Origin of the sequence: Actinosynnema sp. CA-299493 (genome assembly GCF_050946825.1) — a bacterium.
Lineage (GTDB): Bacteria > Actinomycetota > Actinomycetes > Mycobacteriales > Pseudonocardiaceae > Actinosynnema.
In genome coordinates, this window is the sequence record NZ_CP191993.1 from 6,516,606 (window position 1) to 6,543,013 (window position 26,408).

29 protein-coding genes and 2 pseudogenes are annotated in these 26,408 nt (G+C 69.6%); 13 read left to right on the plus strand and 18 right to left on the minus strand.

All coding sequences use genetic code 11. From position 1 onward, the window contains the following. Positions 1-642 precede the first annotated feature (642 nt). From ACQPYE_RS27085 to ACQPYE_RS27135, 11 genes are all read right to left on the minus strand, one after another. Complete coding sequence (locus tag ACQPYE_RS27085; protein WP_498715339.1) at positions 643-1,398, minus strand: ABC transporter permease; 756 nt, start codon at positions 1,396-1,398, stop codon at positions 643-645. A gap of 83 nt (positions 1,399-1,481) precedes the next feature. Next, on the minus strand, positions 1,482-1,895 hold the full coding sequence (locus ACQPYE_RS27090; protein WP_498715341.1) for a lasso peptide biosynthesis B2 protein: 414 nt from the start codon (positions 1,893-1,895) through the stop codon (positions 1,482-1,484). Then, positions 1,892-2,149, minus strand: a complete 258-nt coding sequence (locus ACQPYE_RS27095) for a lasso peptide biosynthesis PqqD family chaperone (protein ID WP_498715343.1) — start codon at positions 2,147-2,149, stop codon at positions 1,892-1,894. The genes ACQPYE_RS27090 and ACQPYE_RS27095 overlap by 4 nt, the downstream gene beginning before the upstream one ends. Further along, positions 2,149-3,969 carry an asparagine synthase-related protein gene (locus ACQPYE_RS27100; RefSeq protein ID WP_498715344.1) on the minus strand — a complete coding sequence of 607 codons (1,821 nt, stop codon included), beginning with the start codon at positions 3,967-3,969 and terminating at the stop codon, positions 2,149-2,151. The genes ACQPYE_RS27095 and ACQPYE_RS27100 overlap by 1 nt, the downstream gene beginning before the upstream one ends. A gap of 101 nt (positions 3,970-4,070) precedes the next feature. After that, positions 4,071-5,099, minus strand: coding sequence for a helix-turn-helix domain-containing protein (locus tag ACQPYE_RS27105; RefSeq protein WP_498715345.1), 1,029 nt, complete (start codon positions 5,097-5,099; stop codon positions 4,071-4,073). A 1,038-nt stretch (positions 5,100-6,137) separates the two neighbouring features. Then, positions 6,138-6,416 carry a hypothetical protein gene (locus ACQPYE_RS27110; protein ID WP_498715347.1) on the minus strand — a complete coding sequence of 93 codons (279 nt, stop codon included), beginning with the start codon at positions 6,414-6,416 and terminating at the stop codon, positions 6,138-6,140. Between the two features lie 71 nt (positions 6,417-6,487). Then, positions 6,488-7,120, minus strand: a complete 633-nt coding sequence (locus tag ACQPYE_RS27115; protein WP_498715348.1) for a hypothetical protein — start codon at positions 7,118-7,120, stop codon at positions 6,488-6,490. An 8-nt stretch (positions 7,121-7,128) separates the two neighbouring features. Further along, positions 7,129-7,809: a hypothetical protein gene (locus tag ACQPYE_RS27120; protein WP_498715349.1), complete on the minus strand. Its 681-nt coding sequence runs from the start codon at positions 7,807-7,809 to the stop codon at positions 7,129-7,131. Further along, complete coding sequence (locus ACQPYE_RS27125) at positions 7,806-8,945, minus strand: WXG100 family type VII secretion target (protein ID WP_498715350.1); 1,140 nt, start codon at positions 8,943-8,945, stop codon at positions 7,806-7,808. Before ACQPYE_RS27125 ends, ACQPYE_RS27120 begins: the two co-directional genes overlap by 4 nt. Further along, the gene (locus ACQPYE_RS27130; RefSeq protein WP_498715352.1) at positions 8,942-9,268 is read right to left on the minus strand and encodes a hypothetical protein; all 327 of its coding nucleotides are present in this window, start codon (positions 9,266-9,268) and stop codon (positions 8,942-8,944) included. The genes ACQPYE_RS27125 and ACQPYE_RS27130 overlap by 4 nt, the downstream gene beginning before the upstream one ends. 13 nt (positions 9,269-9,281) lie before the next feature. Next, positions 9,282-9,803 (minus strand): YbaB/EbfC family nucleoid-associated protein, encoded by a 522-nt coding sequence (locus ACQPYE_RS27135; RefSeq protein WP_498715354.1) that lies wholly within the window; start codon positions 9,801-9,803, stop codon positions 9,282-9,284. A gap of 141 nt (positions 9,804-9,944) precedes the next feature. Here ACQPYE_RS27135 and ACQPYE_RS27140 point away from each other — a divergent pair. From ACQPYE_RS27140 to ACQPYE_RS27150, 3 genes and pseudogenes are all read left to right on the plus strand, one after another. Next, positions 9,945-10,088, plus strand: a pseudogene (locus tag ACQPYE_RS27140) (neutral zinc metallopeptidase); the annotation flags it as partial. A gap of 541 nt (positions 10,089-10,629) precedes the next feature. Beyond that, positions 10,630-11,145 carry a hypothetical protein gene (locus ACQPYE_RS27145; protein WP_498715357.1) on the plus strand — a complete coding sequence of 172 codons (516 nt, stop codon included), beginning with the start codon at positions 10,630-10,632 and terminating at the stop codon, positions 11,143-11,145. Positions 11,146-11,407: 262 nt separating this feature from the next. Then, the gene (locus ACQPYE_RS27150) at positions 11,408-11,836 is read left to right on the plus strand and encodes a hypothetical protein (protein WP_498715358.1); all 429 of its coding nucleotides are present in this window, start codon (positions 11,408-11,410) and stop codon (positions 11,834-11,836) included. Between the two features lie 187 nt (positions 11,837-12,023). Here ACQPYE_RS27150 and ACQPYE_RS27155 read toward each other — a convergent pair whose 3' ends face one another. Together ACQPYE_RS27155 and ACQPYE_RS27160 are read right to left on the minus strand one after the other, a co-directional pair. Continuing rightward, the gene (locus ACQPYE_RS27155) at positions 12,024-12,647 is read right to left on the minus strand and encodes a universal stress protein (RefSeq protein ID WP_498715360.1); all 624 of its coding nucleotides are present in this window, start codon (positions 12,645-12,647) and stop codon (positions 12,024-12,026) included. A gap of 28 nt (positions 12,648-12,675) precedes the next feature. After that, positions 12,676-14,361, minus strand: a pseudogene (locus ACQPYE_RS27160) (HAD-IC family P-type ATPase); the annotation flags it as partial. On the opposite strand from ACQPYE_RS27160, the gene ACQPYE_RS27165 reads away from it, so the two are divergent. From ACQPYE_RS27165 to ACQPYE_RS27185, 5 genes are all read left to right on the plus strand, one after another. Continuing rightward, complete coding sequence (locus tag ACQPYE_RS27165; RefSeq protein ID WP_498715363.1) at positions 14,360-14,698, plus strand: hypothetical protein; 339 nt, start codon at positions 14,360-14,362, stop codon at positions 14,696-14,698. The pseudogene ACQPYE_RS27160 and the gene ACQPYE_RS27165 sit on opposite strands and share 2 nt — an antisense overlap. A 107-nt stretch (positions 14,699-14,805) precedes the next feature. Continuing rightward, positions 14,806-14,988, plus strand: a complete 183-nt coding sequence (locus ACQPYE_RS27170; protein WP_498715366.1) for an FxSxx-COOH-like cyclophane-containing RiPP peptide — start codon at positions 14,806-14,808, stop codon at positions 14,986-14,988. Between the two features lie 11 nt (positions 14,989-14,999). Further along, positions 15,000-16,016, plus strand: a complete 1,017-nt coding sequence (locus tag ACQPYE_RS27175; RefSeq protein ID WP_498715368.1) for a hypothetical protein — start codon at positions 15,000-15,002, stop codon at positions 16,014-16,016. Between the two features lie 22 nt (positions 16,017-16,038). Then, on the plus strand, positions 16,039-16,428 hold the full coding sequence (locus ACQPYE_RS27180) for a DUF6153 family protein (RefSeq protein WP_498715370.1): 390 nt from the start codon (positions 16,039-16,041) through the stop codon (positions 16,426-16,428). 10 nt (positions 16,429-16,438) lie between these two features. Then, a complete protein-coding gene (locus ACQPYE_RS27185) occupies positions 16,439-17,134 on the plus strand; it encodes a DUF305 domain-containing protein (protein WP_498715371.1) in 696 nt (231 codons plus the stop codon). A gap of 95 nt (positions 17,135-17,229) precedes the next feature. Here the strand turns inward: ACQPYE_RS27185 and ACQPYE_RS27190 are convergent, their stop codons facing one another. Next, complete coding sequence (locus ACQPYE_RS27190) at positions 17,230-17,814, minus strand: TetR/AcrR family transcriptional regulator (protein ID WP_498715372.1); 585 nt, start codon at positions 17,812-17,814, stop codon at positions 17,230-17,232. Between the two features lie 94 nt (positions 17,815-17,908). Between ACQPYE_RS27190 and ACQPYE_RS27195 the strand changes: the two genes are divergently transcribed. Together ACQPYE_RS27195 and ACQPYE_RS27200 are read left to right on the plus strand one after the other, a co-directional pair. Beyond that, complete coding sequence (locus ACQPYE_RS27195) at positions 17,909-18,166, plus strand: hypothetical protein (protein WP_498715373.1); 258 nt, start codon at positions 17,909-17,911, stop codon at positions 18,164-18,166. After that, positions 18,163-18,696, plus strand: a complete 534-nt coding sequence (locus tag ACQPYE_RS27200) for a DUF2269 domain-containing protein (protein WP_498715374.1) — start codon at positions 18,163-18,165, stop codon at positions 18,694-18,696. The genes ACQPYE_RS27195 and ACQPYE_RS27200 overlap by 4 nt, the downstream gene beginning before the upstream one ends. Positions 18,697-18,711: 15 nt before the next feature. On the opposite strand, the gene ACQPYE_RS27205 is transcribed toward ACQPYE_RS27200, so the two are convergent. Then, complete coding sequence (locus tag ACQPYE_RS27205; RefSeq protein WP_498715375.1) at positions 18,712-19,014, minus strand: (2Fe-2S) ferredoxin domain-containing protein; 303 nt, start codon at positions 19,012-19,014, stop codon at positions 18,712-18,714. A 212-nt stretch (positions 19,015-19,226) separates the two neighbouring features. Further along, positions 19,227-20,642, minus strand: coding sequence for an MFS transporter (locus ACQPYE_RS27210; protein ID WP_498715376.1), 1,416 nt, complete (start codon positions 20,640-20,642; stop codon positions 19,227-19,229). A 205-nt stretch (positions 20,643-20,847) separates the two neighbouring features. Between ACQPYE_RS27210 and ACQPYE_RS27215 the strand changes: the two genes are divergently transcribed. The 3 genes from ACQPYE_RS27215 (at position 20,848) to ACQPYE_RS27225 (ending at position 22,961) form a co-directional block, all read left to right on the plus strand. Further along, positions 20,848-21,210 (plus strand): BlaI/MecI/CopY family transcriptional regulator, encoded by a 363-nt coding sequence (locus ACQPYE_RS27215; RefSeq protein WP_498715378.1) that lies wholly within the window; start codon positions 20,848-20,850, stop codon positions 21,208-21,210. Then, positions 21,207-22,145, plus strand: coding sequence for a M56 family metallopeptidase (locus ACQPYE_RS27220; protein ID WP_498715379.1), 939 nt, complete (start codon positions 21,207-21,209; stop codon positions 22,143-22,145). The genes ACQPYE_RS27215 and ACQPYE_RS27220 overlap by 4 nt, the downstream gene beginning before the upstream one ends. Before the next feature lie 408 nt (positions 22,146-22,553). Further along, positions 22,554-22,961 carry a four-helix bundle copper-binding protein gene (locus tag ACQPYE_RS27225; RefSeq protein ID WP_498715381.1) on the plus strand — a complete coding sequence of 136 codons (408 nt, stop codon included), beginning with the start codon at positions 22,554-22,556 and terminating at the stop codon, positions 22,959-22,961. 130 nt (positions 22,962-23,091) lie between these two features. On the opposite strand, the gene ACQPYE_RS27230 is transcribed toward ACQPYE_RS27225, so the two are convergent. Beyond that, entirely contained in the window at positions 23,092-25,374 is a 2,283-nt protein-coding gene (locus ACQPYE_RS27230) for a heavy metal translocating P-type ATPase (protein WP_498715383.1), read from the minus strand. Continuing rightward, positions 25,367-26,353: a DUF8832 domain-containing protein gene (locus ACQPYE_RS27235; protein ID WP_498715384.1), complete on the minus strand. Its 987-nt coding sequence runs from the start codon at positions 26,351-26,353 to the stop codon at positions 25,367-25,369. Before ACQPYE_RS27235 ends, ACQPYE_RS27230 begins: the two co-directional genes overlap by 8 nt. Between the last annotated feature and the right edge of the window lie 55 nt (positions 26,354-26,408).

Sequence of the window (26,408 nt, forward strand, 5' to 3'; positions counted from 1 at the left end):
TGTCGGGTTACGCACCGGTTATCTAACTCTCGCCTTGACGAAATGTGTCAACGATTTGTGCATTATGATCATGGAATAACCGGCTGATCGGACTTGTCCGATCGGAAAACACCTGGTCAAGCATGCAAGTCCATGGTTCTTCATCCTGCGGCATACCGAAGGGGCGGCTGCGACATCGTCCGTCGCCTGCGGATGCCGCTGCGAGAGCGACAGATCCACTGCGGCCGTCCGGGATCGGTCGTCAGCCGTATGCCGCGCCCTGGCACGGACAATGTCATGGCCTCGCGAATCCGATCGGTACCCACCATTCTCACCGCTCACTCCGGTCACACCTTCGGCGTCGTCAAGATCGTGGCGAGCATCCGGGGCGAGCTTTCGCTGATTCGTACGTGGGCAACGGTGCTTGGATATGCCTGCCGATTGCGCCCCACTAATACTTTCACCGTGATGCCGCAGGCCACGGCACCGGTTGGGCGATCGGTCCGCGCCTGGCATCGTCAGGAGCAGGTCGACTCGGGTCGTGCGCCGGGCTCGATCTCGGCGGAGAAGCCGGGGTCGTCCGCGGTCCGGTGCGGATCGCCGAGTCGGAATGGAGCCGGCCGACCTGAAGCGTGGAGCCGGCGTGATGCACGGACACTCCCCTCACCGCGCACGGGTGAATCCGCGTACGGCGATCCGGACGCTCACCAGGCACACACAGGCGCCGGCGGCCAGAGCAAACCAGACCGAGTGGCCCACGGAGGTGCCGAGGACGAGGCCGCGAATGGCGTCGACGCCATGGGTCAGCGGGTTCACCAGGGCCACGAGGCGCAACCAGTCCGGGAGTCCGGCGAGCGGCACGTAAGCGCTGGATGCGAACATCAGGGGAAACATGGCCATCATGCCGATCGACTGCATCGCCGAGGCATTGCGCAGCCACGTCGCGATGGCGAGGAAGACCCAGCCCAGCGACCATCCGATGGCCATCGTCATCAGGAACGCACCGAGGAGACCCGCGAGACCTCCGGCGGGCACGCCGGCGGAGATCACCAAGGCCAGGGCGAGCAGCAGGAAGAGTTGTCCTGTGAGGTTCATGAGGTCGCCCGCGCTCCGTGCGAGGAGGACTGCGACGGGACGGACCGGCATCGACCTCAGGCGCACCACGATTCCGTTGGCCAGGTCTTCCACCAAGCCCACTCCCGATTGCAGGGCGGACCCGATACCGGTGGTCATCATGATCGCCGGAAGCAGGTAGTCGAGGTAGGAAACCCCCGGCGGGAACCGCGCGGAACTCTGGAGCATCCCCCCGAAGAGTTGGCTGAAGACCAGGAACACGAGCAACGGCTGGAGCACGCCGAGCACCACGAGACGAGGGTCGCCCAGGTAGACCCGGACCGAGCGCGACGTCAGCACCAGCACCTGCGTGACGAGCCCGGCTCCCGTCCACGTACGAGGTTCGACGGAGGTGCCGGCTCCATTCGCGGAACGCGGTCGGACGCCCTTCACGGCACCGACATGACGACGCTGAAGTTCATCACGGCCTCGGTGTCCTCCCCGATCGGCACACCGTCCACCGCGACCCACGCGTGCGCGGCGAAGGGTTCGGTGACGACCCCTGTGCACCACTGCGGCCAGACCCCGCTCATGCGGCACAGCAGCGCCGTGGCGATCGATCGCTGCAGGCAGCGCGGGCCCGCACAGGCGATGCTGACCGCCACGACGGCGTCACGGGCTCCGAGCGCCTGCTCACCGCTCGCCGGGCGCGCACCCCGATAGGCGAGCCCGAGGACACGTCTCAGTCGCCGCGGCGGCATCCTGGCCAGCAGTCTGGCCGCGGCCACCGCCACAAGCGCGGCGGGGCGGCGTCGCCAGGGAACGGACCCGGACCTCTCGAGCGTCATGTGCAGGCTGCTCATCGCGCGATCACCTCGGCTTCGCGCAGGGCGCGCAGGAGGTTGTCGACGTCCGCGGCGATCTCGTCCGCCGCGTCGGGGAACCGGGTCCGGAGGTCTTCCACCGCCGCATCCTGTGCGCGTCCGTCCAGCAGGTGTTGGAGGACTACCGCTCCGGTGCCGTTCACCACCCAGTAGCGGCCGTTTCGCTCGTTCAGCAGGACCAAGCCGTGAGGGGTTGGGGTGACTGTGATGTCCGGGATCAGGGCGAAGGTCATCACACCTCTTCCAGGGACGGGGCGGGCAGGTTCTCGGGGGTCAGACTCCTGAGCCAGAGTTCGCAGGCGAGAGTGGGGTCCAAGGGCATGAGCGGGCGGGCATCGGCGTGGGAGTCGCGGATGACTCGGCGGAGTATCCGGGGGTCGACCAAGCCCATCCGCGCGAGTCTGGAGTCCTCGACCAGTTCCAGCAGTTCGGTCCTGCGGTTGCGCAGCCCCGCGTACATCTCCGCACTGGCGTCACCCTTGGTCTTGCGGTCGAGGATGTCGGCGGGGACGGCATCGCGCATCGCCGTGCCGAGCACGGGTTTGAACCGGCGCCGGTCGACCCGGTCCTCGAACCGGATCGCCAGCACGGCGTCCAGCACCCGGTCGTCGGTGTAGGGGGCCTCGAAGGTCACGCCGGCCGCCGAGGCGATTCGGGAGTTGCGCCGGATCGCCCGGCCGTTCACCGCGGTGATCCTGATCATCTCGTGCTGCGCCGGGATCGACGCCAACGGTTCGGGGTCGGCGGCCGCGGCCTCTCGCAGGACGCGTCGCACCGTGACCGCGGCGTCCGAGGTGACCCAAGGTGGGAGTTTCGGCGCCGCCTCCCACGCAGGTGCGCCGAACTGCGAGGGGTTCTCGACCAGGTCGTCGGCGCACGAGGCCAGCCAGCGCGAATATGACTTGCGGAAACCGAGCACCTTCGCCGTGGCGGTCAACGACCAGCGGCGTCGGGAGCGCATGGCTCGGACATGCGCCAAGGCGGCAAGGGGGCTTTGTCGTGCCAAGGCGTGCAGGGCCATCGTCCCGGCGTGGAAGAGTTCGTCCCCGCCGACGCCTTGGACGTGCCTTCGAGATCCGTGCGTCGCGACCAAGGCGGCCAGGTGCTCGTTGGTCGCCCGCGCCCTGGCGAACATCAGCGGGCCTTCACGGTCGTGCAGCCCGTCGCTCAACGGCGCGTACCAGTCCGGCGCCGATCCGGCAGGTACCACGAGGTGACGGGCGGCGCGCAGGTCGGATTCCGCTCGGGTGGCCCACGTCCTGTCGTCGACGGACCTGCCCAGCGCTTCGTAGTGGACGGTGACCAGGTCGGCGTCACCCCTGGACGCGAGGAAGCACAGTGTGGTCGAGTCCAGCCCTCCTGAGAGGTCCGCGCTGATGACGTCCTCGCCGCTCGTCCTCGCGGCGACAGCGTCGACGAGCGCGTCGCGGACCGTTGCTCCCGATCCGAGGGGGAGGTCGGGCTCCGGTGGTGTCCACCACCGTCTCGTGCGGCCGACACCGTCACCGTCGACTTCCAGGCATTCGCCCGTACGGGGGACTTGGACACCGTGCCACACGGTGCGCTCGCTCAGCGGCCACGGCGGTCCGAACGGCGAGAGCAGTTCCAGCGCGAGTTGCTCCTCGTCGACCCTTGCCCGTGTGCGGTCGACCAGGGACTCCGGCCGGTTGGACGCGATGGTCAACCCGGTGATCGACGCGAAGTAGACCTGGCGGGCGGTCGACAGCGTGCCCTGCACCCGGACTCGGCCATCGATGGACGCGATCAGGTGGAAGCTGCCCGCCAGTCCTCCGGCGAGTGTGTCGAGGTCGCGAATCGACCGCACCGCCCGCAGGCGCTCCTCCAACACCGCGGGGGTCACGAGCGCGCTGCCGAGGAGGACCAGACGCTTGGCACCACTGATCGCCGCCACCATGTCTTTGTCGTGCCATTCGCCGACGATCCACGGCCGTCCGGAAAAATGCGCGATCGTCCTGGTGCCCGTTGGTGCGGCAGCGACACCGGGCACCAGGGTGGCGGAACGCGAATTATCTGGCATTACAAGGAATTCCATGACGTGTCCGTCTCACGAAGAGCGGAATGGCGGAGTGGCGGCCGGCACCATGGTGCCGGCCGCTCCACACCTTCAGTTCCGCAGTCGGTCAGAACGCGGGATCAGAACCAGTACGCGCCCCACGGGCTGTCGATCCAGTAGCCCCTGCTGGTGAGCTGGGTCAGCTCGTCGAAGTCGCCGACCTCGACCAGGGTCGGGGCTTCGTAGACTGCGGTCACGTTCTCCATGATGTCCTCCGTCTGCTTGCCGAGTGCTTTTCGAGGTGTTCTGCCGGACGAACCGACAAGGTGATCCTGCCTGCGCACCGCATCGCCGGTCTTGGACGAAATCGCCATCGACCTCCACCCGGCGGTGATTTGTCGTGGGGACATGCCGGTCAACGCGCGGCACTCACGGCTCAGGTGAGCTTGGTCGTAGAAGTGGCACTCCACGGCGACCCGGGAACCGGGTAGTCCCGCGGAGAGGGACCGTAGAGCGCGGTGCAGGCGCAGCACACGGGCGGCCATCTTGGGTGGTACGCCGAGCTCCTCGGAGAACCGGCGCGACAGTTGGCGGTGGCTCCAACCCGCTGCAGTCGCCACCTGGGGAATCAGTGATGTTCCATGGGTCAGCGTCATCGCTCTCCACGCCCGCCGGACAGGCGGTGACGTTGGTGTCCCGCTGTCCCAGCGGCGGAGCAGTGCCGCGTCGAGCACGGCGAAGCGCGTCGACCAGTCCGCGGCGCCGGATAGCGTGCGCAGCAGTGCTTGCAGGCCCCTGTCCTGCAAGTGGATCTTCCGAGCGCTGAGCGCGGCATCCCGGCCGGCACTTCCCAAGAGTGTGTGTGCCGCCCAGGGATGGATGAAGACGTCCACTCCCGCGCAGTGGCCGCAATCGACATCCGCGTCCTCGGCGACAAATTCCGAGAGTGATGCCTTGAAGACCAGATGCCGACAACTCCCCTCGGGTCCGGACCCGTTCGGCGATCCGAAGCGGAAGGACAACGTTGCGGTGACGCCTTTCCTGTCCACCATCTCATCGGCATGAGTGAACTCCGGACCATAGGCACGGTAATGCGTGATCGCATGCCGTAGTCGTTCGTGTGGACGAACCGAGAGGCTGATCGAGTTCTGTTTCGACTGCAGAATCACACACTCCCCCTGTTTCGAATTTCCTTCCCAATGACCTCTGGCAAGTCCTCGTCGGAATGAATGCCGACCGAACGGCGGGCGGGATCGGATGGACAATGCTTTCCACTGGCACGAGTCGGCACTGCAGAAGAGGTTCTTATTTTTGACTTGCGCTAGTCGATACCCCCTTCACGACCGACGCTAGCGGTGCCCGCGGTCGGTGGGTGTCAGTCGATCATCCGACACCCACCGACCCGGTGGGTGTGCGACCAAGACCACCTTGGTCGGCGCGGCCTGCCGATGTCGGCGTAGTTGATCCTGTGCCGCTCGGAAGGTCATCGTCGCTGGTAGAGCGAGGCTGTCACGGTGTCGGAAGCATGTCCGGGCGATCGTGTCCGTGCTGTGGAGGTGACCCGCAGGTCGCTGTCCGTCCTGCCGGTGCTTTCCGCAGCGCCCCGCACGTCTGACATCGCAGACTCGTGTCTCGCAAGTGGGACTAGAGCTCGTGGCACGGTGTGGTCATCGATGAGTCCAAGGCGAAATGACCCGTTCCGGCCACCGCGTTGCCCACTCGACGGTCTGGCCGAACAGGGTGTGGTCGAGGACTTCGCGCCGTCCACGCCTGGGTTGGGTGGGCGGCGCGGCGACCGGCGGGCGGCGTTGGGCACGCCGCCCAAGTGCGGAGCGTGGCAGCAACTCCCGCTGTGGTTCGTGGTCCCCGCGCCGCTCGTGCTGATCGCGATCGGCTGGGCCATCCCGCTGCTCGGGGTGAGCCGGCGGGCGGGGACTTTCTCCGCTTCGCGAAGGACGATCTTCTCGTGTCCTGTGCCGATTGCCTACGCCAGCAGGAGAGTCTGCCGCGTTCACCCGACTTCACCGGCGCAGTGCTCGCCGCCACCCGTCGGTCCAGTCGGTCGGATCGGTCACGAACGGGTGGTCCAGGCGCATGGCCTCGCCGGGACCGCCTGAAATCCGCAAGCCGACATCGACCACGCCGGCATCGGGGATCCGGAACACCACACCGACGCACCAGCGGGCCGCTTCACGCGGCCATGAGCATCATCCACCGTGCCCGCTGTCGCCATCGTGACCCGGCTCCGGAACCACCACCGCGGACTGCCCGCCGATCGGCCCGACGACCGAGCCGAGCGTCCACGCGGCAGCCGCCACCAGCACCAGGACAACCCCGAACGCGACCAACTTCGCCACCGGGGTCAACCGCGCGATCCGATCTCCGACACCGCCCACCCCGATCGCCCAGCCGCAGCCCGCCACCAGGACCAACGCGAGCACGCCGGCGACGACCACCATCACGAACCGCTCGATGCCTCGACGCACCTCACCATGCGACAAAGGTACCGGGCACTTGTGCCGACGAGCGGCTCACCGGGGTGCTCCGGAAACCCTGGTCACAGGTTGGCGTGCACTGTGCGCACGGTCTGCTCGGCGTGGTCGTCGCGCAGGTCGAACGTCGAGCCGTCGCCGAACTCCATGCGCAGGAACCACTCCGGGGTGACGTGTCGGCCCAACGGCGCGGGGGTGAAGGCGCGGACGGTGGAAATCGGGCCCTCCCACCAGGTGACCAGGGGCGGCACGTCGCGGGACTGGCCCAGTGAGCGCACGCGGCCCAGCAGCCCGCCGGAGACCGGTTCCTCGGGGATGGCGACCTCACCCTCGACGATCAGGGCGACGCGCCGGTTGGTGATGAGCAACCAGCACTCGTCGCGACCGGCGGTGAACAGGTCGGCGAAGCGGACCGCGAGCTGGTCCAGGCGTCGGGCGTGGGCCCAACCCCAGACGGCCGGGTCGTGGGCCCACTCGTCGAGGTGGAAGCGGCCCTGGCCCACGGCGGCGGTGGGCAGCGGCCACGCCGGAGCAGGCGTGGACAAGGCGGGCGCGGCGGTGCGGTGGGGCGCGATGCGAGTGGTGCCGACAGTGCTGCCGACGTGCCCCTGCGGGTTGGCCAGCCACACGACCTGCTCGCCGGGGGCGGCCCAGTGCCGCTGGGCGATCTCACCGATCTTCGTCCGGTTCTTGGGCACGTCTTGTCCTAGGCGTTGACGAGGGCGAGCAGCCGTTGTGCGGCTTCGGGACGTCCCTTGGCCAGGACGTCCACACCGGAGCCGTCGGTCAGGGACAGCCGCAGCACGGTCGCGGAACCGGGCACGGAGCCGCGGGGCAGCTTGCGCTCGGCGAGGGAGACACCGGCGATGTGCGGCCGGGGCAGCTCGGCGAGCGCGGTGATCCCCGCGGTGGGGACGGGTTCGTGCGGCGGGTACGGGCTCGTGCCGGTGAACGCGTCCCGGGCGCCGCGGGCGAAGTCGCCGACCCGGTCGAGCAGCGACTTCTCCGGCTCGGGTTCGGCCGGGTCCGGCACGGCCGCCACCCAGGCCAGTCGACGCGGGGTGAGGACCAGCCAGGAGACGGCGGCCTGCCGGGACGCGAGCGCGGCACGGGGGCCGAGGGCGTCGGGAGAGGCGCCGAAGACGACGACTCCGGGCAGTTCCCGGGCGCCGAGGTCGTCGTCGGCCGCCGCGGACGCGATGTCGGCGGCGAACCCTGCCACACCGCGCAGCGCCTTGCCCGCGAACCCGGCCGCGGGGTTGCCGGACCAGTCCAGACCCGACACGTCGAACCTCGTGGACGCGCCGGCGGCGCCCGCGCACAGCAGCACGGGCTCGTCCGGTGCGGCCCAGTGCTCCCTGATCGCCAGGACCCCGTCGAGCTTCACCAGGTGAACCCGCGGTCCTGGGTCTCGCGGCGTTCCTCTTCGGACGGTGCGTCGCGCGCCTGGTCGTAGGCCTCCTGGGTGCCGAACTTGACGGCGCCGTCCACGGCGGCGTCCACGCCGGCGCTGACGACCGCGCCACCGACCCTGGTCTGACCGCCGAGCATGCCGGTGAGCACGGTCTGGGCGATGTTGCCGGCCAGCGCGCCCTCACCGGTGACGCCCTGCATGAACCGGTTGCCCGTGGTGGAGGCCAGGGAGACGTCGTCGGCGCGGGTGACGATGTTGACCAGCGGGTTCGAGCCGAGGTTGCGGCCCGCGAACTGCTGGGCCGCGTTGCCGCCGCGCAGGCCGTTCATGCGCTGGATGACCTGGCGCAGCGGACCGCGCAGCCGAGTGAGCAGGGCCTCCAACCGCTTGACGATCTTGAACAGCTCCATCTGGAGCTTCGAGACGCGCATGGTGATCCGCACACCGGTGCTGCCGACCTGCACCGTGGTGGTCGCCCCGGCGGCGGCGACCGAACCGCCTGCGGTGATCCAGGACGCGGCCAGCGCGGCCAGCCACTGCACGATCAGGCCGATGATCAGCTCGGTGAGGATCTGGATCACGAACTCGACGAACATGTCGAACAGGTCGGCGATCATGTCCAGGGTCTGCTTGAGCCCCCGCACGTCCTCGGCCAGGGCCGACACGCCGTCGCCGAACTCGGTGACCTGGCGGCGGAACGCGTCGCCGGCCGCTCCTTCCCAGACCCCGGTGGTGGCCTCCGCGCGCGTCTTCTCGGCCTCGGCGACCTCGTCGAGCCAGGACGCGACCTGCTCCCAGCCGTTACCGGTGGCACGCATCTGCTCCGGGTCGCCGACCGCCCACTCGGCGAGCTCGATCAACGGGCTGAGCACGATGGAGACCAGGAAGCCCAAGCCGTTGTCCAGCAGCGCCTGGCCGGGACTGGCCATGGTCTGCAACAGCTCCATGCGCCCGGAGATCGTGGCGGCGGCCATCTGCGGCGGGCTGGTCGCGTCGGCGAGGTCCTGCAGCGCCCCGACGCCCGAGCTGCCGCGCCCGGCGGCCTGCTCGAACCAGTTCTTCTGCTCGCCGCCGTTGAGGTCGGCGACCGTGCCCGGTCCGGCGTTCACCGCCCACCGCCCAGGCCGTCACCGATCTGCGTCAACGCCTGCGAGATGCCGTCGTCCACACCTCGGTAGACCTCGAAGCTGCCACGAAGCTGCTCACCGGTCTGCTCCAGGAAGCCCTTGGCGTCGGTGGCCAGCTGCCGGCACTCGTCCAGGCTGGAGAAGTAGCCGCTGCTCAGCCCCACGGCGTCCCCGATGGGGCCGAAGCACTGGTCGTCGACGCGCGCCTGCTCCAGCAGGTCGGCGAGCTGCCCGAACTTGCCGGCGAGGCTCTCGCTGCCGGCCGCGAAGGCGGTCAACGCCTCCGGGACGATGCTGAACGTCATCTGCTGCTCCCCCTCAACGCAGGTACGTGCTCGGTGGTTCGTCGTCTTCGACCGGCGCGGCCGGCCGGTTCCGCTGTGGTTGGCCGGGCGGCGGGGCGAACGGCGGCCCGCCGGCAGGCCCCGACGGTGGGCCGGTGCGCGGCGGCGCGGGCGGCGCGAAGTCCGGCGGTGGCGGAGCGGACGGCATGATCGGCTCGACGCCGGAGGCCGCCATGCCCTGCTTGAACTGCTCCAACCGGTCACCGAGGATCGGGGCGACCGCCGCGTCGAGTTGGCGCGCCGCGTCCTGGGTGGCCGTCCGGATCGCGTCCAGGATCTCCTGCTGCAGCGCCACGTGCGAGCGTCCCATCGCGGCCGGCGACAGCTGCAGGCCCAGCACGGCTCCGGACGGCGCCGCCGTCACGACCACCGCGCCGTCCCGGCTGCGGCCGACCCCGCGCAGCTCCTTCATCGCCTCCTGGAGCTGACCGGCCTTCGCCGCCTGTTCCTGGAACGACTTCATCATGTCCTGCAGTCGCTGCTGGTGATCAGCCACGACAACCCCCGTTCGGCGCGACGCCCCCGCTTTGCCGGATCCCTCGGCTGACGGGACCCGGCCGGCACCCTATCGACACCCGACCCGAACGCGCCGCCGAACACGTGACTTCCGCATCGGGCGTTGTCGTGTTCCCCCTATCGTGAGCGCCTCGGTGGTGGGAAGGTCGACACCACCAAGTTCAGCCACGGCTCCTCGGCTCAGCGGCAGAAGTGGTACACCACCGGCCTGCAGACCGGTGATCCCGCGCGCTGCAACACCTTCGACACCGACGACCTCGACTGACCGTTGCCCGCGATCGGGTTCACAGTCGTCACCCCGACGATTGCGGTGAGGCCCGCGCGACGAGCGTTATACGTTGATGGTGCCGGCCGCGTCACGCACGGTCGGCATTGGTTCGGCTCCCGACGCCACTCCCACTGGACTGGAGCCGGACCACCGTCACCACTTGCGTTGACGCGCTGACCCCGCGGCCGTGGAAGCCGGCCACCAGCGCCACCCCACCGGCGGCGAGTGCGATCTGGATGGCGCAAACGCCCGACCGGACCACGCCACCCTCTCCGATGACGCCCCTCGGGGAACTTCCACCCGGTCGGACGACGTGGGTGAGCAGCCCGCGCCGACGAGGGCGGGCGCGATCACCGCACCAGCTCGCACTGGTCGGACGGGTCGGTGACCGGTTTGGCGCGCGTGTCACCGCATCGGGCGGACACCGCCGCAACCTGGCATGGGCGGGCGGTGCGAGGGCATCCGCCGGGCACTCCCGGATGCCGGGGCGTCCCGACGACACGGTGAGGTTCCGCCGGAGGGCACCGTCGTAGAAGGAGTGGGTCGTATGCGCACGTACAGGATCGTTCCCGTTCTCGCCGCCGCCGTCATGATGACGGTCTCCGGCGCCGCCGCGGACGGCGCCGGTCCCGCGGCCACGCCGCACCGGGAGGTCGCCGCGCCTGCCGCGGCCGGTCTCCCGCCGATGGCGCTGTTGTTCGCGACCTCTCAGCGCGATGTGCTCACGACGCTGCGGGTCGAGGTCTGCACCGGCGCGGAGGTCGCGGGGACGCCCACCTTCAAGGTCGACGTCAAGACCAGCGACGAACCGGTCAACCCCGCCTGCGTCAACGCCACCCTGCCCGAACCTCCGCAGCGGCACCGCGCCACCGACCCGCGCCCGCGGGTGACAGCGGACACCGACAACGACGGCATCAGCATCGCCAACGCCGTCAACATCAACGCGATCAACATCAACCTGTGCGTCAACGGGGAGGTCACGGTCATCGGGCCGATCGTGGGGAGCGAAAATATCGATCCCGATGCGTGCAAGAAGGTTCCCCTCGGCAAGTAGGACCTTCTCCCCCGCGTCGTACGCCATGGGCGTTGCGGCGGGATCCGGACGGGCGGTGCCGTCCTATCGGACGCGGCCCGGCGGCGGTGGGAGGCCGTGGACAAGACACGAGGTTCTGAAGTGTCCAGTGTCCGCTCTGAGGGTCCATGGACATCGGAATAGAGATCAGCGTGAGTCGTTGAATAATTACGGCGTGTAGTCGTGGCGGCGTTGCCTTGCCACGTTCGTCGGGTTTCAGCAGACCGGATGGTGAATAGCGGTTGTGATCGGCATGGACGCCATCGGGCGGTCGACCCTTCCTGTGCCGTCCGCAGGGCGGCGAATCCTGTACGAGCGAAGGGAAGCGAGGATCATGATGCGTCGACCAACTGGAAAGATCGCCTGTTGTGGTGCCGCGATGGTGCTGGCCCTGGGTGCGCCGGCGTACGCCTCGGCCTCAACTACCGCCGGGACCGCGGCCCAGGAGGCGTACGCGTGCTCGTCCGTGGAGTGGGACGGTAGCGACGTCCAGGCCGAGGGGTGCGAACCGGAGGAGAGTCCCAACCTGAAGCCGGATCCGTTCATCATCCACCACAAGTTGGAACTGCTCCCGAGGTACATCCTCTGCCAGTCCGGCTCGCAGGTCTGGGACGTCATTCGCGGGAATGATTGCCAGTACGTATGGTACGAGCAGGATGACGAACGTGCGTGACGGCTCATAGTGCACGTTTCCGTCTTATCGGCGTCGAGCCGGGCTGATGACGTGCATTTGACCCGAGCGCAAATGCGGCCCTCGGCCGGTCGTCTGCCAGCGACTGGTGGATGACCGGACCGAGGGTCCGCATTCATCACCCCTGTGGTCGCCCCCTCGGCCGTCGCGTAGGCCGCCAGGACGCGCATCACAGGTCCTGCGCGGTGGCGCGCACCACCAGCACCGGGCACGGGGCGTGGTGGAGCAGGGCGTGGCTGGTGGAGCCCAGCAGCAGGCCGGTGAGCGCGCCGCGTCCCCGGCAGCCGACGACCAGCAGCGCGGCGTCCCGGGCGCGGTCGATCAGCGCTCGTGCCGGGTTGCCGCGGGCGACGACCAGTTCCAGCGGGACGTCGGGGTACTTCTCCCGCCACGGCGCGGCCAGCGCGGCGAGGTTCCCGCCTTGCTCGGCGTCGTACTCGGCCAGGTCGATCCCGACCACGTCGGTCAGCGGCTCGGGTGGCGCGTGCCAGGTGTGCACCAGGATCAGCGGCACGTCGCGGGCCGACGCCTGGTCGAACGCCTGGGTCAACACGGCCGGGCTGTCGCCCTCCACCCCGCACACGACCGGGCCGGATCGCCGGTCCCCGCGGACGACGACCACCGGGCAGGCGCCGCGGCTGGTGACGGCGATGGCCGTGGAGCCCAGCAGCATCGAGGTGAACCCGCCCAGTCCGCGCGAGGCCAGCACGACCAGTTCCGCGTCGACCGACTCGGCCACCAGCAACGGCGACCTCCACGTGCACGTCCAGCCGCAGGTCGGGATCGATGTCACGGGCGACGTCCGCGGCCTCGTGCAGCCACTGCCACGCCTGCTCGTGCAGCGCCTTGCGGGTGCGCCCGTCGAGGTCGGGCACGTCGCCGGGCAAGGGCAGTTCGGCGTGCACCAGCCGCAGCGGCAGGCCGCGGGTCCGCGCCTCCTGCGCCGCCCACCGCACCGCGTCGAACGCGGGCTCCGAACCGTCGACGCCGACGACCACGGGCTTGCTCATGCGAACCGCCTCCTCATCCACTTGTGCCCGGCGTCCACCAGCAGGACGACCGGGATGGTCATCGCCGCGAGCGCCCATCCCAGCGGGGTCGGCGCGCTGCCGCCCAGCAGGGTCGGACAACGGCGGCACGAACAGGAACACGGCCAGCACGGCGAGTTCGAAGAGCACCGCGCCGATCAGGATCCGGTTGCCCAGCAGGGTTTTCACCGGTGTGGTGGCGCTGCGGCAGGCGAAGGCGTTGGCCAGTTGCCCCAGCACGATCGCGGTGAACGCGGTGCCCGAGGCGGTGGCCAGCAGCACCGGGTCGCCGAGGTTCCAGTCGCCCGCGAGCAGCACGAGCGTGAACGCCGCCATCGCGGCCAACGCTTCGGCCGGTCCCAGCACGCCGAACGCGCGGACCAGCACCGAGCGGTCGATCAGCGACCCGGTCCGCGCGGGCCCGGTCATGGTGCGCGGGTTCAGCTTCTCCGCGCCCAGCGCCAGCGCGGGCAGCAGGTCGGTGCCGATGTCGAGCGCCAGCACCTGGAGCACGCTCAACGCGAGTGGGTACGAGCCGCCCGAGAGCGCCCAGAACACGAACGGCGTCAGCTCGGCGACGTTGTCGGTCAGGTGGTAGGTCAGGAACCGGCGGATGTTGGCGAACGTCGCCCGGCCCAGCTCGACCGCGTCGACGATGGTGCCGAAGTGGTCGTCGAGCAGGACGAGGTCGGCGGCTTCGCGGGCCACGTCGGTGCCGGAGGCGCCCATGGCCACGCCGATGTCGGCCGCCCGCAGCGCCGGCCCGTCGTTGACCCCGTCACCGGTCATCGCCACGACGTGACCGCGGTGCTGCAACGCCTGGGCGATGCGAAGCTTGTCCTCGGGCGTGACACGGGCGACGACGACGACGTCGTGGTCCAGCAGCTCACCCAACGCCGCGTCGTCGGCGGGCAGGTCCTTGTCCTCGACCACCAGCCGGTCGGGGCCGAGCAGTCCCACCTGGGCGGCGATGGCGCGGGCGGTGGCCGGGTGGTCGCCGGTGATCATGGCGAGCTTGATGCCGGCCTTGCGGCACAGGGCGATCGAATCGGTGACGTCGTCGCGCGGCGGATCCTGCAACGCGACCAGGCCGAGCAGGGCCAGGCCCTGTTCGGCGTCCTCCCAGCCGGTGGCCGTGCCGGGTCGCCAGGCCACCGCGAGCACGCGAAGCCCTTGCGCGCCGAGTGCGTCGATCGCCTCGTGCGCTCCCGGTGCCAGTGTGCACAGCGGGAGCACGGTGTCGGGTGTGCCGGTCACGTGCACGCCGTCACCGTCGACCACTGACGAGCGGCGTCGGCGCGGGTCGAACGGGAAGCGGGTCGCCGCCGGGGTCGCGGTGTCTGCGCCGACCCGTGCGGCCAGCACGTGGAGCGCGACCTCCATCGGGTCGCCGACCGGCTGGACCGGTCCGCGAACCGGTGACGGCATCCCACCCACGTCCGCCGGTGCGCGACCCGCACCCCAGGACGAATGGGCCATGCGAGACTTCCACGCCGCCGAACGCCCACCGGGCGAGGACTACGAATCCGACCCTCTCGTCGTGGTCCTCTGCTCGTTCTACAACGGACCCCTCGCCGAACTGCAAGCAGGCCAAGCCCTGCAACGCGTCCTGCTCACCGCCACCACCCTCGGCCTGTCCGCCTCCTTCCTGTCCCAGGCCATCGAAGTCCGCCCCGTCCGCGACGAACTCCGCCGAGCCCTCGGCGGCACCCTCGAACCCCAGACCGTCCTGCGCATCGGCTTCGGCTCACCGGTCCCCGCCAGCCCCCGCCGCACCGTCCGCGAGTTCATCCTGGAGCCGATCGGGACGGCCTGAACTCCACGAGACCGCATACCTGTCCACAGGTCCTGTGGGCAGCCGGAATAATTTGACGTATCTGACTCTTGCCACGTCGAGAGCCGCCTCCGCGAGGAGGAGGACGGGTGGTCGACACCGCGGACGGTGGGGAAGCCGAGTTGGAGTCGGACCTGGTCGATCTGACCGAGGTCGACCTCCAGCAGCTCGGACGGCTGCCGCGCACGGCACTGTGGACGTCGTTGCAGCGCATCCTGCTGGAGAACGGGACGCCCACGGACCAATACGCCTCCTTCCAGAGCCGGATCTGAGCGCGGGGGCCATGATGACCGAGCAGCCGCCCAGCGAGCGCACCGCGTCCAGCCCACCCTTGATCGTTGCGTTCACCTCGCCCACCAACGGCATCGGGCGCACCGGCGTGGTGGCCAACCTCGCGTGGCTGTTGGCCGCCGCCGGTAATCGGGTGGCGGTCGCAGACTGGGGCACCGAGGTTCCTCGCGTGCACGACTACCTGAGCCCGTTCCACGTCGCGGATGTGCCCATGCGGGAGTTCCTCGACGAGGTGGTCAGGCCGCGGCGGCTCGGAGTCCCCACCTCGGCGCACAGCACCTACGACGAGGAGCTGTTCCCGGCGCTGGTGGTCCGCCGCTGCCGCATGCCCGATGGTGTCGGACGTCTCGACGGGGTGGCCCCTGCGGACTCCTCTTCGCCTGTGCGGGGCTTCGCGCCGGAGCAGGGCGGTCTGGGTGAAGTCGAGCGGCTCCGCGACGCCATTCGGCGCAGCGATCACGACTTCGTGCTGGTCGACGCGCCCACCAACATGTCGGCTGACACGGGGAGCCGCATGGCGCGGTTGTACGACGTCGTCGCCGTGTGCTTCCTGCCGCTCAACAGTGCCATCCGGCAGGCCGCCTCGATCGCCGGGGAGGTCTGGGACTCCGCCAGGGTAGGCGTGCGGGTGCTCGCCGTACCGCTGCGGTTCGATCAGGGTGACCCCGCCCGGGCGGAGCAGAACGCCGCCACCGTGAACGCGGCGTTCGACCGGTTGTTGTCGGAGAGGCCGACGGTGAGGAGGTTGTGGCCGTTACGGCGGCGCACCAGGCCGAACTCCTCGACGCGCCAGCGGTGGGCGAGGCGCGCAGGGTCGCGGCGACGGTCAGGTAGGTGGCCGGTTCAGCGACTCGGGCATGCGTGGCAGCGGCACCATCGGGCACGGAAAGGGCGGCTTTGCCCACGCGGGCTTCGCGGGCGACGGAGACCACGGAGACGCCGAGTCCCTCGGTGGCGTAGAAGCGGCGGGCTGAACCCGGCCGAGCGCCCTGTCAACTATCCGTCATAGGACATTTGTGTATCCTGGGATCGTGCTCCGCCGCTTCCGCACCCGGACCTCGCAATGGGCTCTGGTGTGGGCTGTCGCGTTCGCCGTGGTCGGCATGCACCACCTCGGCACGCAGGAGCCAGCCGTCCACGCGACGACTGCTTCGGCAGCCGCGTCGGTGGTCGACTGTTGCCCCCATGCGTCCGAAGAGCACACTCCGGCGCCGACCGGGCAGCACGACATGTTGCACTTGTGCCTGGCGATCCTGTGCGCCGCGCTCGGCTTGACGCTCGCCATGGCAGCCCTGCGGGGCAGGACCGTCACTGAGCGCCTCAGTTCGCTGTCGATGCGAGCGGTACGACCGCGATCCCCTCCTCCGAGACCGGGCGGCGCACCAGCGCGGCTGGCCGAACTCTGCGTCCTGCGGCTGTGACAGGCGGCGCGTGACGTCCTCCGAGGACGTTGACGCGACGCCGCACATCCGACTGGACTTCACCACCGCAGAGGACATCATGACCAGGAAGAACCTGGTCAGGACGGCGCTTACCGTCCTGACCACCGGACTCGTGCTCGCCGGGTGCGGCGACTCCGGCTCCGGCGGCCACGACATGGGCAGCATGACCGGAACCGCCAGTTCCACAAGCCCCACCAGTGCTGCCGCCACGCCGTCGGGTCAGCACAACGACGCCGACATCGCGTTCGCACAGGGCATGATCCCCCATCACCAGGGCGCGATCGAGATGGCCAAGCTCGCCGAGGGCCGGACGTCCAACACCAAGGTGCTCGACCTCGCGTCACGCATCGAGAAGGCTCAGGATCCCGAGATCAAGACCATGACCGAGTGGCTGAACACCTGGGGCGCCGAGGTGCACACCACGGGAATGCCGGGCATGGATCACGGCTCGGACATGGCCGGCATGAGCGACGCCGAGATGGACATGTTGGAGCAGGCCAAGAACGCTGACTTCGACAGGATGTTCCTGGACATGATGATCAAGCACCACCAGGGCGCGATCGACATGTCCAAGCTGGAACTCCAGCAGGGCGACAACCCCGACGCCAAGAAGCTCGCGCAGCAGATCATCGACTCGCAGCAGACCGAGATCACCGAGATGCAGGGACTGCTCGCGGCCAGCTGACCGTCGACGGAATCCCAGGTGCTCCGCATCACGCCTACTGCGCTCGACAGGAGGCGTGATGCGGGAACCCGACGAACGGGAAGTCCCGATCCAGGTCAGGGTGGCGGTCGCAGACCTGTGATCGTGACGGTGACGAGCCTGCGGACGGCGGCCTCGGATCGCAGGCTCGCGGCTGCCGAGAGGGCGTGCACGCAGAAGGCGGCGAGTTCGTCGGGTGCGACGTCGTTCCGGAGGTCACCGCTCGCCGCGACTTCGATCAGCAGGTCCTTGATCAGGTCTTGGACCTGCTGCTGTGCTTGGGCGAGTTGTGGGCCCTGGTGCAGGGTCGCGGCGAGTTGGTGGCCGGGACGGTCGTGGGACGAGCGGTCCCGCGAGATGCGCGCGTAGGCGTGCAGAACGGTATCGAGCCGCTCGCGGGGGTCGGCTACCCGATCTCGGATGTCGGCGAGCTGCCGGAGGTGGCTCTCGACCTGCCGTTGGTGCCAGGTGTGCAGGATCGCTTCGACGTCGGGGAAGTACTTGTAGAGGGTCGCCCTCCCGATACCGGTGGTCTCGGCGATCTTCGACATGGTCACCGACAGCAGACCGTGCACGCGGACCAGTTCTGCGGTGGCGTTGAGGATCGCCTCGTGCACCGCTTGGCGGTGCGCGTCGATCGTCTCGTTCCACAGCCGGGGCACAGCCGAAGTGTACGAGACGGCCGGGTAGAGACAGTGTGGTTAGACATCGACAGAGTGTCTCGATAAACTCGCCGGACCGACGAGGAGGTCCACCGTGAGCACACCGCCCGTTCCCTCCGGCGATGACACCGCCCCGACCTCCGACCAGGGACAGGACTCGGATCAACCGCCCAGGGTGCCGCGCTGGGTGAAGGCGCTTGTGGTCATCGCCGGCATCCTCGCCCTGCTGGCCTTGATCCTGATGTTGACCGGTCTCGGGGGTGAGCACGGTCCCGGTCGTCACACGGGCACCGGTGTCTCCCCGGCCGTCGTCGTCCCAGCCGAGGAGATCACCCCCGACGGTGAGGTGTGAGATTCGCACCGAGGATGCGCAAGTTCGTGCTGCTCACCCACATCACGACCTCGGTGGGGTGGTTGGGCGCGCTACTCGCCTACCTCGCGCTGGACATCACCGCCACCACCGGCCAGGACGCGGAGACAGTCCGCGCCGCCTACGTCGCGATGGCGACCATGGTCTCCTACGTCATCGTCCCGCTCGCGCTGGCATCAGCAGTCATCGGCATCTTCAATGCGCTGGGCACCCCGTGGGGCCTGCTCCGGCACTACTGGATCCTGGTAAAGCTGCTGCTCACGGTCTTCGCCGCGACCGTGCTCCTGATCGAGACTTCGACGGTGCACCACCTGGCCGACACGGCTACCTCGGGCACCGACCCCCGTGAGCTGCCCGGCACGCTGCTGCACTCGATCGGCGGCTCGGTGGTGCTGCTGCTCATCATGGTGCTGTCGGTGTACAAGCCACGCGGCGTGACGCGCCACGGGTGGCGCAGGCAGCAGGAGCAGCGACGTCAACCGGGCAATCAACAGCCGACATCGGCGCGATGACCAGCCCCTTGGGGCTCAGCTCGCGGCGCTGTCGTCAGCCGGACGGTCAAGCAGGTGGTCGGTCAAGCCTGCCGGCATCTCGGCACGGCCCGGCCCACCCGCGGCGACCCAGTCGAGGATGTGGTCCACCGCCTCGTCGGTGAGCACGCCGCCCAACCACACAGGCCTCGCACCGGTGCCCCGCGCCGGTCTGACCACGACGACGTTGGAGAACTCGCAGGAGCTCAGGCAGTTCGCCACGGTGACCGCCTGCGGCCCCACGGCTTCCCGGAACCTGCGCAGTTGCGTCACGTGGTCGACGTCCGGGTGCTTCTTCACGGTGCCGCAGCAGCAGCCCCGACAGACGGTCAACCTGCTCGATTCGGACACCTGATCTCCATACGTCGCCGTTACGACCGTGAACCTACTAGGACGGGTAGTGCGTCAGCCAGCGCCGACGACCGAGAAGTGCTTACCTGCGGAAATGCTCCCCGCATACCCGGTCTGGGGTATGCGGGGAGCGGACCGGTGCGCGTTCACACACCACCGGGCTAGACCTTGGCCGCCACCTGCTCGGCGGGTTCGGCGGCCCGGCCGCGCAGGGTGAAGGCCGCCAGCAGCGCGGCCACCAGCGCGACCAGCGCCGCGCCGGTGAAGGCGGCCGAGTAGCCGTCGGTCAACGCGACCGCGTCACCCAGCCGGTCGGCGCCCTGTGACGTCGCCACCGCCGTCATCGCGGCCAAGCCGAGCGCCGAGCCGATCTGGTAGGTGGTGTTGACGATGCCCGAGGCCAATCCGCCCTGGTCGGGCGCGACTCCACCGATGGCGGCCATCGTCGCCGGGATGAAGACCAGCGCCATGCCGACCGCCGAGATCAGCGAGCCGGGCAGCACGTCGACGACGAAGCTGCCGCCCGGATCGGCGGTGGCCAGCAGGCCCAGGCCGGCGGCGAGCACGGCAAGGCCGGTGACGATCAGCGGCTTGGTGCCGAACCGTCCGATCAGGCGTCCGCTGGCGGTGGTCATGAGAACGGTCATCAGCACCGTCATCGGCAGCAGCGCCGCGCCGCTGGCGAACGAGTCGAACCCGAGCACCTGCTGGACGTAGAGGTTGAGGAAGTACCACATCGGGATCCACGCCGCGCCCAGCAACGCCATCGCGACGTTCGCCGCCGCCAAGTCGGGCGTGCGCCACACCTTCAGCGGCATCAACGGGTTCTTGACCGCACGCTGCAGCAACAGGAATCCGATCAGCAGCACTGCCGCGGCGCCGAGCTGCACGAGCGTCGCGGTCGACGCCCAGCCGCGTTCGGGAGCCTGCACGGTGGCGTAGACGGCCAGGGCGAGCCCGCCAGTCACCGCGATCGCCCCGCCGACGTCCAGGCCGCCGCTGCGTCCGGGGACGACGGGGAGCAGTTTGGGGGTGAGCGCGAGGGTCAGCACACCGATCGGGATGTAGACGATGAACACCCACGGCCAGCTCAGCCACTCGGTGATCACGCCACCGAGGAACACGCCCGCCGTGCCGCCCGCCGGTGCCGCCGCGCCGTAGAAGGCCATCGCCTTGGGCAGCTCGTTCGACTGACCGGCGAACAGCACCATCAGCAGCGTCATCGCGGCCGGTGCGATCAATGCCGCGCCGACACCCTGCACCGCACGTCCGAGCACTTCCACGCCCGCGCCGGTCGCCGCGGCGGCGACCACCGAGCCGACGATGAGGGTGGTCCAGCCGATGGCGAACACCCGACGGGCACCCCAGAGGTCGGAGAGTCTGCCGCCGAGCAGCAGCAGACCGCCGAGCGCGACCGCGTAGGCGTTGAACACCCACTGGAGCCCGCCCGGTGTGAAGCCGAGTTCGCGCTGCATGTCCGGCAGCGCCACGGCGATGATCGAGGTGTCCATGATGACCATGAACTGCGCTGCCGCGAGCACGACGAGTGCCCACCAGCGCCGGGGATCGGGATTCATGGCAAGTCCTTCCAATTGTTCCGCTTATACCCCATGGGGGTATGTTGCCAAGCGATCGAAACATACCCCCGTGGGGTAGTTGGTTGTCAAGCCGCAGGAACCCCGGACGGGCACCAGCACGAGGAAGCAAGAGGCGACCTAGCAGGAGCCGCGACTTCCAGGGCCATCCTCGACCGCGTAACATGTCGTGGTCGGAGGGGGCGGGATGCACGGGCTCGGCGAGCTGGAAGCAGCGGTGATGGACGTGCTGTGGCGCACGCCGGAGCCGATGAAGGTGCGCGATGTCCTCGACCGGCTCGACACTGGTAAGCAACTCGCGTACACCACGGTCCTGACCGTGCTGGACAACCTCCACCGCAAGGGCTGGGTCCAGCGCGAACTGGTGGGCAAGGCCTACCACTACGAAGCGATGACGAGCCGCGCGGAAGCCGCCGCGAAGGCGGTGCGCGAGCTGGTGAACGCCTCCGGCGACCCGGACGGCGTGCTGCTGCACTTTGCACGCTCCGCGTCGGAGCACGAGACAGAACTGTTGCGCAAAGCGCTGCCGAAGAGATCGCGCAAGACATGACCGTGGCCGCCGCACTGCTGGTGGCGGCAGGTCTGATGGGTGTGCTGGCACCCCGTCAGTTGTTGCGCCTGGTCACCCGCGGCGCCGACCCGCTCGTCCCGTTGCTGGCCTGGCTGGCGTCCGCGGTGAGCGTCGTCACCACCTCTGCCCTGGCCGTGACCCTGCTCCTCCTGCCGGACCACGGCACGGACGTACTGGCACTCGCGCACGAGTGCTGGTCATCGCTCGAACACGGGTTGGCCCCGCGCGTCGAGGCCGCCGGTGGCGTCGTCGGCCTGGTGTTGTTGACCGGGCTCTTGATCCGGCTCACGGTCCTGAGCGTCAAGGGCGCACGGCACCGGGCACGCAGGCGTCGCGACCACCTCGCCGTGCTCCGGGTCGCGGCTCGCCACGAACCCGGCTCGCCTTCGACGCTCTGGCTCGACCACGACGAACCGCTGGCGTTCAGCCTGGCCGGCACGCCGGGCGTCGTCGTCGCCACCGAAGGCCTCAACCGGCGACTGACCGACAAGCAGGTCGACGCCGTACTCACCCATGAACGCGCTCATCTCGACGGCAGGCACCACCTCCTCGTCGCCGCGGCTGACGCGTTGTCGACCGTGCTGCCGTTCCTCCCCCTGTTCCGGCGGACTCCTGGTGTGGTGCGGGAGTTGGTGGAGGTCGCCGCAGATGCCGCCGCGGTCCGCGCCTGCGGCGTCGAGGCGGTCCGGGCCGCCCTGCTCAAGGTTTCGGGCCACGGCGCACCCGGCTCGGCGCTCGCGATGGGTCGGGATTCGGTCGAGGTGAGGTTGGCACTCCTGGCCCACCCACGTCGACGTCCGGACTCGGCACGCAGCCTGCTGGCATACGGGGCAGCTTGCGCGACAGCCTTGACGGTCCCGGTCTTCGCGGCGTTCGGCGGCCTGCTGGCCGTGATCTTGGTCGCCTGTCACTGAGCCCGGACCTGAACGACACAACACGGCGCCCACTTCGCCACTCTTACAAGCAGGTCGACGACGCACGCGCCCAGTACCAACAGCTCAATTCGGCCGACAAGGCCATCCTCTCCAACCCCGGCGACACGTCGCGCATCGCCGTGCCCGCAGGGACCGCCGGCCGGGCGTTGGAGTACGCCCTCACCCAGCGCGGCGACCCTTACGTCTTCGGCGTCGACGTCATCCGACGCATCGAAGGCTGAGTGACCAGATCAAGGTGGACCCGTCTGACGGTCCCACCGACATCGTGGCTTCACCATAGGGGTACCCCCTATAGGCATAGTTCAACAGCACGTCATCAGGCCGTTACGCTTGATTGGCACGTGGGTACTCCCGGTAGGCATCTACTACGACTACTAGGAGGTCCTGGTGACCACGACGCAGGAGATGCTCCGCACCTACCCGGCCGACCTGGGAGGTATCGACCAAGAAGCTCTCGCGAGGTGCATCGAGGCGTGCTTCGAGTGCGCGCAAGCGTGCACCGCGTGCGCGGACGCCTGTCTGAGCGAGAGCGGCGTCGCCGAGTTGGTCAAGTGCATCCGAACCAACCTGGACTGCGCCGACGTCTGCACCACCACCGGCCGGGTGCTGTCCCGCCACACCGGCTACGACGCGAACCTGACCCGTGCGTTGCTCGAAGCGTGCGCGACGGCATGCAAGGCCTGCGGTGATGAGTGCGGCCAGCACGCGAGCATGCACGAGCACTGCCGGATCTGCGCCGAGGCGTGCCGTCGCTGCGAGCAGGCGTGCCGGGAGTTGTTGGCCTCGTTGAGCTGACCGGTGTCGGAGCCACCGCTACCAGCAGGTCGGGCGGGAGGCTCCAGAGCTGGAAAGCCGGTACGGTCGCGTGGATTAAGACTGCGGTGTGGGTCCGAAGTGGCATTCGGACCCACACCGCAGTCGGGTGTCAGGCGACCTTTGCGAGCGCCTTCTCCGCAGTGGTCCGGGCCCCGGCGGTCTGGTCGGTCGGCGCGGTGGCACGGAAACCGCGCAGGCGCAGGCTGTTGCTGACCACGAACACACTGGAGAACGCCATGGCGGCACCCGCGATCATCGGGTTCAGCAGTCCGGCGGCAGCCAGGGGCAAGGCCGCCACGTTGTAGGCGAAGGCCCAGAACAGGTTGCCCTTGATGGTGCTCAGAGTGCGGCGGGCGAGCCTGATCGCGTCCACTGCGGCCATCAAGTCGCCGCGTACCAGGGTGAGGTCGCTCGCCTCGATGGCGGCGTCGGTGCCGGTGCCCATCGCGAGGCCCAGGTCGGCCTTGGCCAACGCCGCGGCATCGTTCACCCCGTCGCCCACCATGGCCACGACCTTGCCCTCGCCCTGGAGGCGGGTGATGACGTCGACCTTGTCCTTGGGCAGGACTTCGGCGATGACCTCGTCGATGCCGACCTCGGCGGCGACCGCGCGGGCGGCGGCCTTGTTGTCGCCGGTCAGCAGGACCGGGGTCAAGCCCAGCTCGCGCAGGCGCCGGACGGCTTCGGCCGAGGTCGGCTTGACCGTGTCGGCGACCGCGAGGACCGCTTTCGCCTGCCCGTCCCACGCGACGAGGACAGCGGTGTGGCCACGCTGTTCGGCCGCCTCCTTGGCTTTGACGAGGTCCTGGTCGAGGTGGACGGACCACTCGGCCAGCAGGCGTTCACGGCCGACGACGACCGCGTGCCCGTCGACCACGCCCTGCACGCCCACGCCCTCGTGGTTCTGGAAACCTTCGACCTCGGGCAGCTCCCCCACCCGGTCGGCCGCGCCGGTCGCGATCGCCTTGGCGATGGGGTGCTCGGAGGCGTGCTCCAGCGCACCCGCCAAGCGCAGTACTTCGTCCTCCGCGACGCCCGCGGCCGGGTGCACGGCGACCAGGCTCATCCGGCCGGTGGTGACGGTGCCGGTCTTGTCCAGCACGACGGTGTCGACCCGCCGGGTGGACTCCAGCACCTCCGGCCCCTTGATCAGGATGCCGAGCTGTGCGCCCCGGCCGGTGCCGACCAGCAGCGCGGTCGGCGTGGCCAACCCGAGGGCGCACGGGCAGGCGATGATCAGCACCGCCACCGCGGCGGTGAACGCGGCGGAGACGCCGCCACCAGCACCGAGCCAGAAGGCCAGCGTGCCCACGGCGAGGGCGATGACGATGGGGACGAAAACGCCGGAGATGCGGTCCGCCAAGCGCTGGGCTTCGGCCTTGCCGCCCTGTGCGTCCTCGACCAGCTTGGCCATCTGCGCCAACTGGGTGTCGGTGCCCACGCGGGTGGCCTTGACGACCAGGCGTCCGCCGGCGTTGACGGTCGCACCGACCACGGCGTCGCCGGGACCGACCTCGACCGGCACGGACTCACCGGTCAACATGCTCGCGTCGACCGCGGAGCTGCCCTCGTCGACCACACCGTCCGTGGCGATCTTCTCGCCGGGCCGCACCACGAACCGGTCCCCGACCATCAGATCGGCGATCGGGACGCGTACCTCGCGGCCGTCGCGCAGCACGGCGACATCCTTGGCGCCCAGTTCCAGCAGCGCTCGCAAGGCCGCGCCCGCGCGCCGCTTGGAGCGGGCCTCGAAGTAGCGGCCGGCCAGGATGAACACGGTGACGCCGGCGGCGACTTCCAGGTAGATCGACCCGGCGCCGTCGGCGCGCTGGACGGTGAGCTCGAACGGGTGCGTCATGCCGGGCGTGCCCGCGGTGCCCCACAGCAGCGCGTACAACGACCAGCCGAACGCCGCGACCGTGCCCATCGAGATCAACGTGTCCATGGTGGCCGCGCCGTGGCGCAGGTTCGTCCACGCCGCCCGGTGGAACGGCCAGGCGCCCCAGACCAGCACCGGGGCCGCCAGCGTGAGGGAGATCCACTGCCAGTAGGTGAACTGGAGCGCTGGAACCATGGCCAGCACGATCACCGGCACCGCGAGCACGGTCGAGCCGATCAGCCGCTGCCGCAGGGTCCTGGTGGGGTCGACCTCGGCGGCCTCGGCGTGTTCCGGGTCGGCGGAGGGCAGCGTGGCGCCGTACCCGGCGGCCTCGACCTGCTGGACCAAGGTCTGCGGGTCGACGTCATCGGAGAAGGTGACGCGCGCTTTCTCGGTGGCGTAGTTGACCGTGGCGGTCACGCCGTCGAGTTTGTTGAGCTTGCGCTCGATCCGGTTGGCGCACGAGGCGCAGGTCATGCCGGTGATCGAGAGTTCGAGCCGCGTGTCAGCCATGTCCGTGCCCTTCCTCTTCCCCGTGCCCTTCCTCGACCGGTGCCGACGGTGCCGTCGGCGTCGGCGCGGGCTGCTGGCCCTGGATGCCCTCGGTGGTCACCGTGAACTCCGCGGTGCGCACGACACCGCCGTGCTGGAAGTCCAGGAACAGCCGGTACCCGCCCGCGGACGGCACCTCGGAGACGAACGCGACCTCCGGCCCGGCGGCCGTCTTCCCGTCACCGGGCGTGCCCTCGGGGTGGACGTGCAGGTAGGCGAGGTCACCCTGCCGCAGGGCCACCAGGTGGCCGTAGGCACCGAGATAGGGCTCCAAGTCGGTGACGGGCGTGCCACCCCTGCTCACGGTCAGCCGCACCGGCGACGCCTCACCGGGCTTGAGCTCGCCGTCCAAGCGCACCTCGTAGCCGTCGACCTGGGCCACCCGCGACGGCGTGTACTGCTGCGGCTCGAACTGCCCGGCGGCGGTGACGTCGACACCCAGCGTGACGGCCTCGCCGCCGGTGGGCTTGAAGTCGGCGAACACCCGGTAGGAGCCCGCGCCCGACACCGGCAGTTGAACGGTCCAGGTGCCGTCGGCGGCCATCTCCGGGTGGACGTGCCGGAAGCCGGAGGTGTCGCGTCGTACCGCGATGAGGTGCATCCGCTTGTCGTGCTCGACGTCGAAGGCGGTCACCGCCGCGCCGTCGGGGCCGGTGATCCGGAAGGAGAAGGTGTCGGTGGTCCCGGCGGTCAGCGTCGTGTCGACGGGCGTGAGGGTGTAACCGCCCCGAGACGATGCCAGCCCGGCCGGCTGGTCCTGCTCTGCTCCCGCGACGGCGTCGCCGTGGTCGTCCCCGTGCCCGGCGCCCTCAGCGCCGGACGTGTCGTGGCCCGCGGCCTCGACGGAGAAGGGACCGACAGCGCTCCCGGCCGCCCAGGCGCCACCGGCGACCAGGGCGAGCGCCACGCCGTAGGTGGCGAGCTTCGCTGCTGCATTCATTGCGAATACCCTTCACACATGATGGAGGCCGGCGGACCGGCGCTCCGCGTCACCC

Bases quoted from the DNA above. Each gene is read 5' to 3' on its own strand.
- ACQPYE_RS27175 (WP_498715368.1), top strand. From the start codon at position 15,000: ATGATGACCGAGCAGCCGCCCAGCGAGCGCACCGCGTCCAGCCCACCC.
- ACQPYE_RS27100 (WP_498715344.1), bottom strand. From the start codon at position 3,969: ATGGAATTCCTTGTAATGCCAGATAATTCGCGTTCCGCCACCCTGGTG.
- ACQPYE_RS27090 (WP_498715341.1), bottom strand. From the start codon at position 1,895: ATGAGCAGCCTGCACATGACGCTCGAGAGGTCCGGGTCCGTTCCCTGG.
- ACQPYE_RS27215 (WP_498715378.1), top strand. From the start codon at position 20,848: ATGCACGGGCTCGGCGAGCTGGAAGCAGCGGTGATGGACGTGCTGTGG.
- ACQPYE_RS27130 (WP_498715352.1), bottom strand. From the start codon at position 9,268: ATGACGTTCAGCATCGTCCCGGAGGCGTTGACCGCCTTCGCGGCCGGC.
- ACQPYE_RS27230 (WP_498715383.1), bottom strand. From the start codon at position 25,374: ATGGCTGACACGCGGCTCGAACTCTCGATCACCGGCATGACCTGCGCC.
- ACQPYE_RS27165 (WP_498715363.1), top strand. From the start codon at position 14,360: ATGCGAGACTTCCACGCCGCCGAACGCCCACCGGGCGAGGACTACGAA.
- ACQPYE_RS27210 (WP_498715376.1), bottom strand. From the start codon at position 20,642: ATGAATCCCGATCCCCGGCGCTGGTGGGCACTCGTCGTGCTCGCGGCA.
- ACQPYE_RS27220 (WP_498715379.1), top strand. From the start codon at position 21,207: ATGACCGTGGCCGCCGCACTGCTGGTGGCGGCAGGTCTGATGGGTGTG.
- ACQPYE_RS27235 (WP_498715384.1), bottom strand. From the start codon at position 26,353: ATGAATGCAGCAGCGAAGCTCGCCACCTACGGCGTGGCGCTCGCCCTG.
- ACQPYE_RS27095 (WP_498715343.1), bottom strand. From the start codon at position 2,149: ATGACCTTCGCCCTGATCCCGGACATCACAGTCACCCCAACCCCTCAC.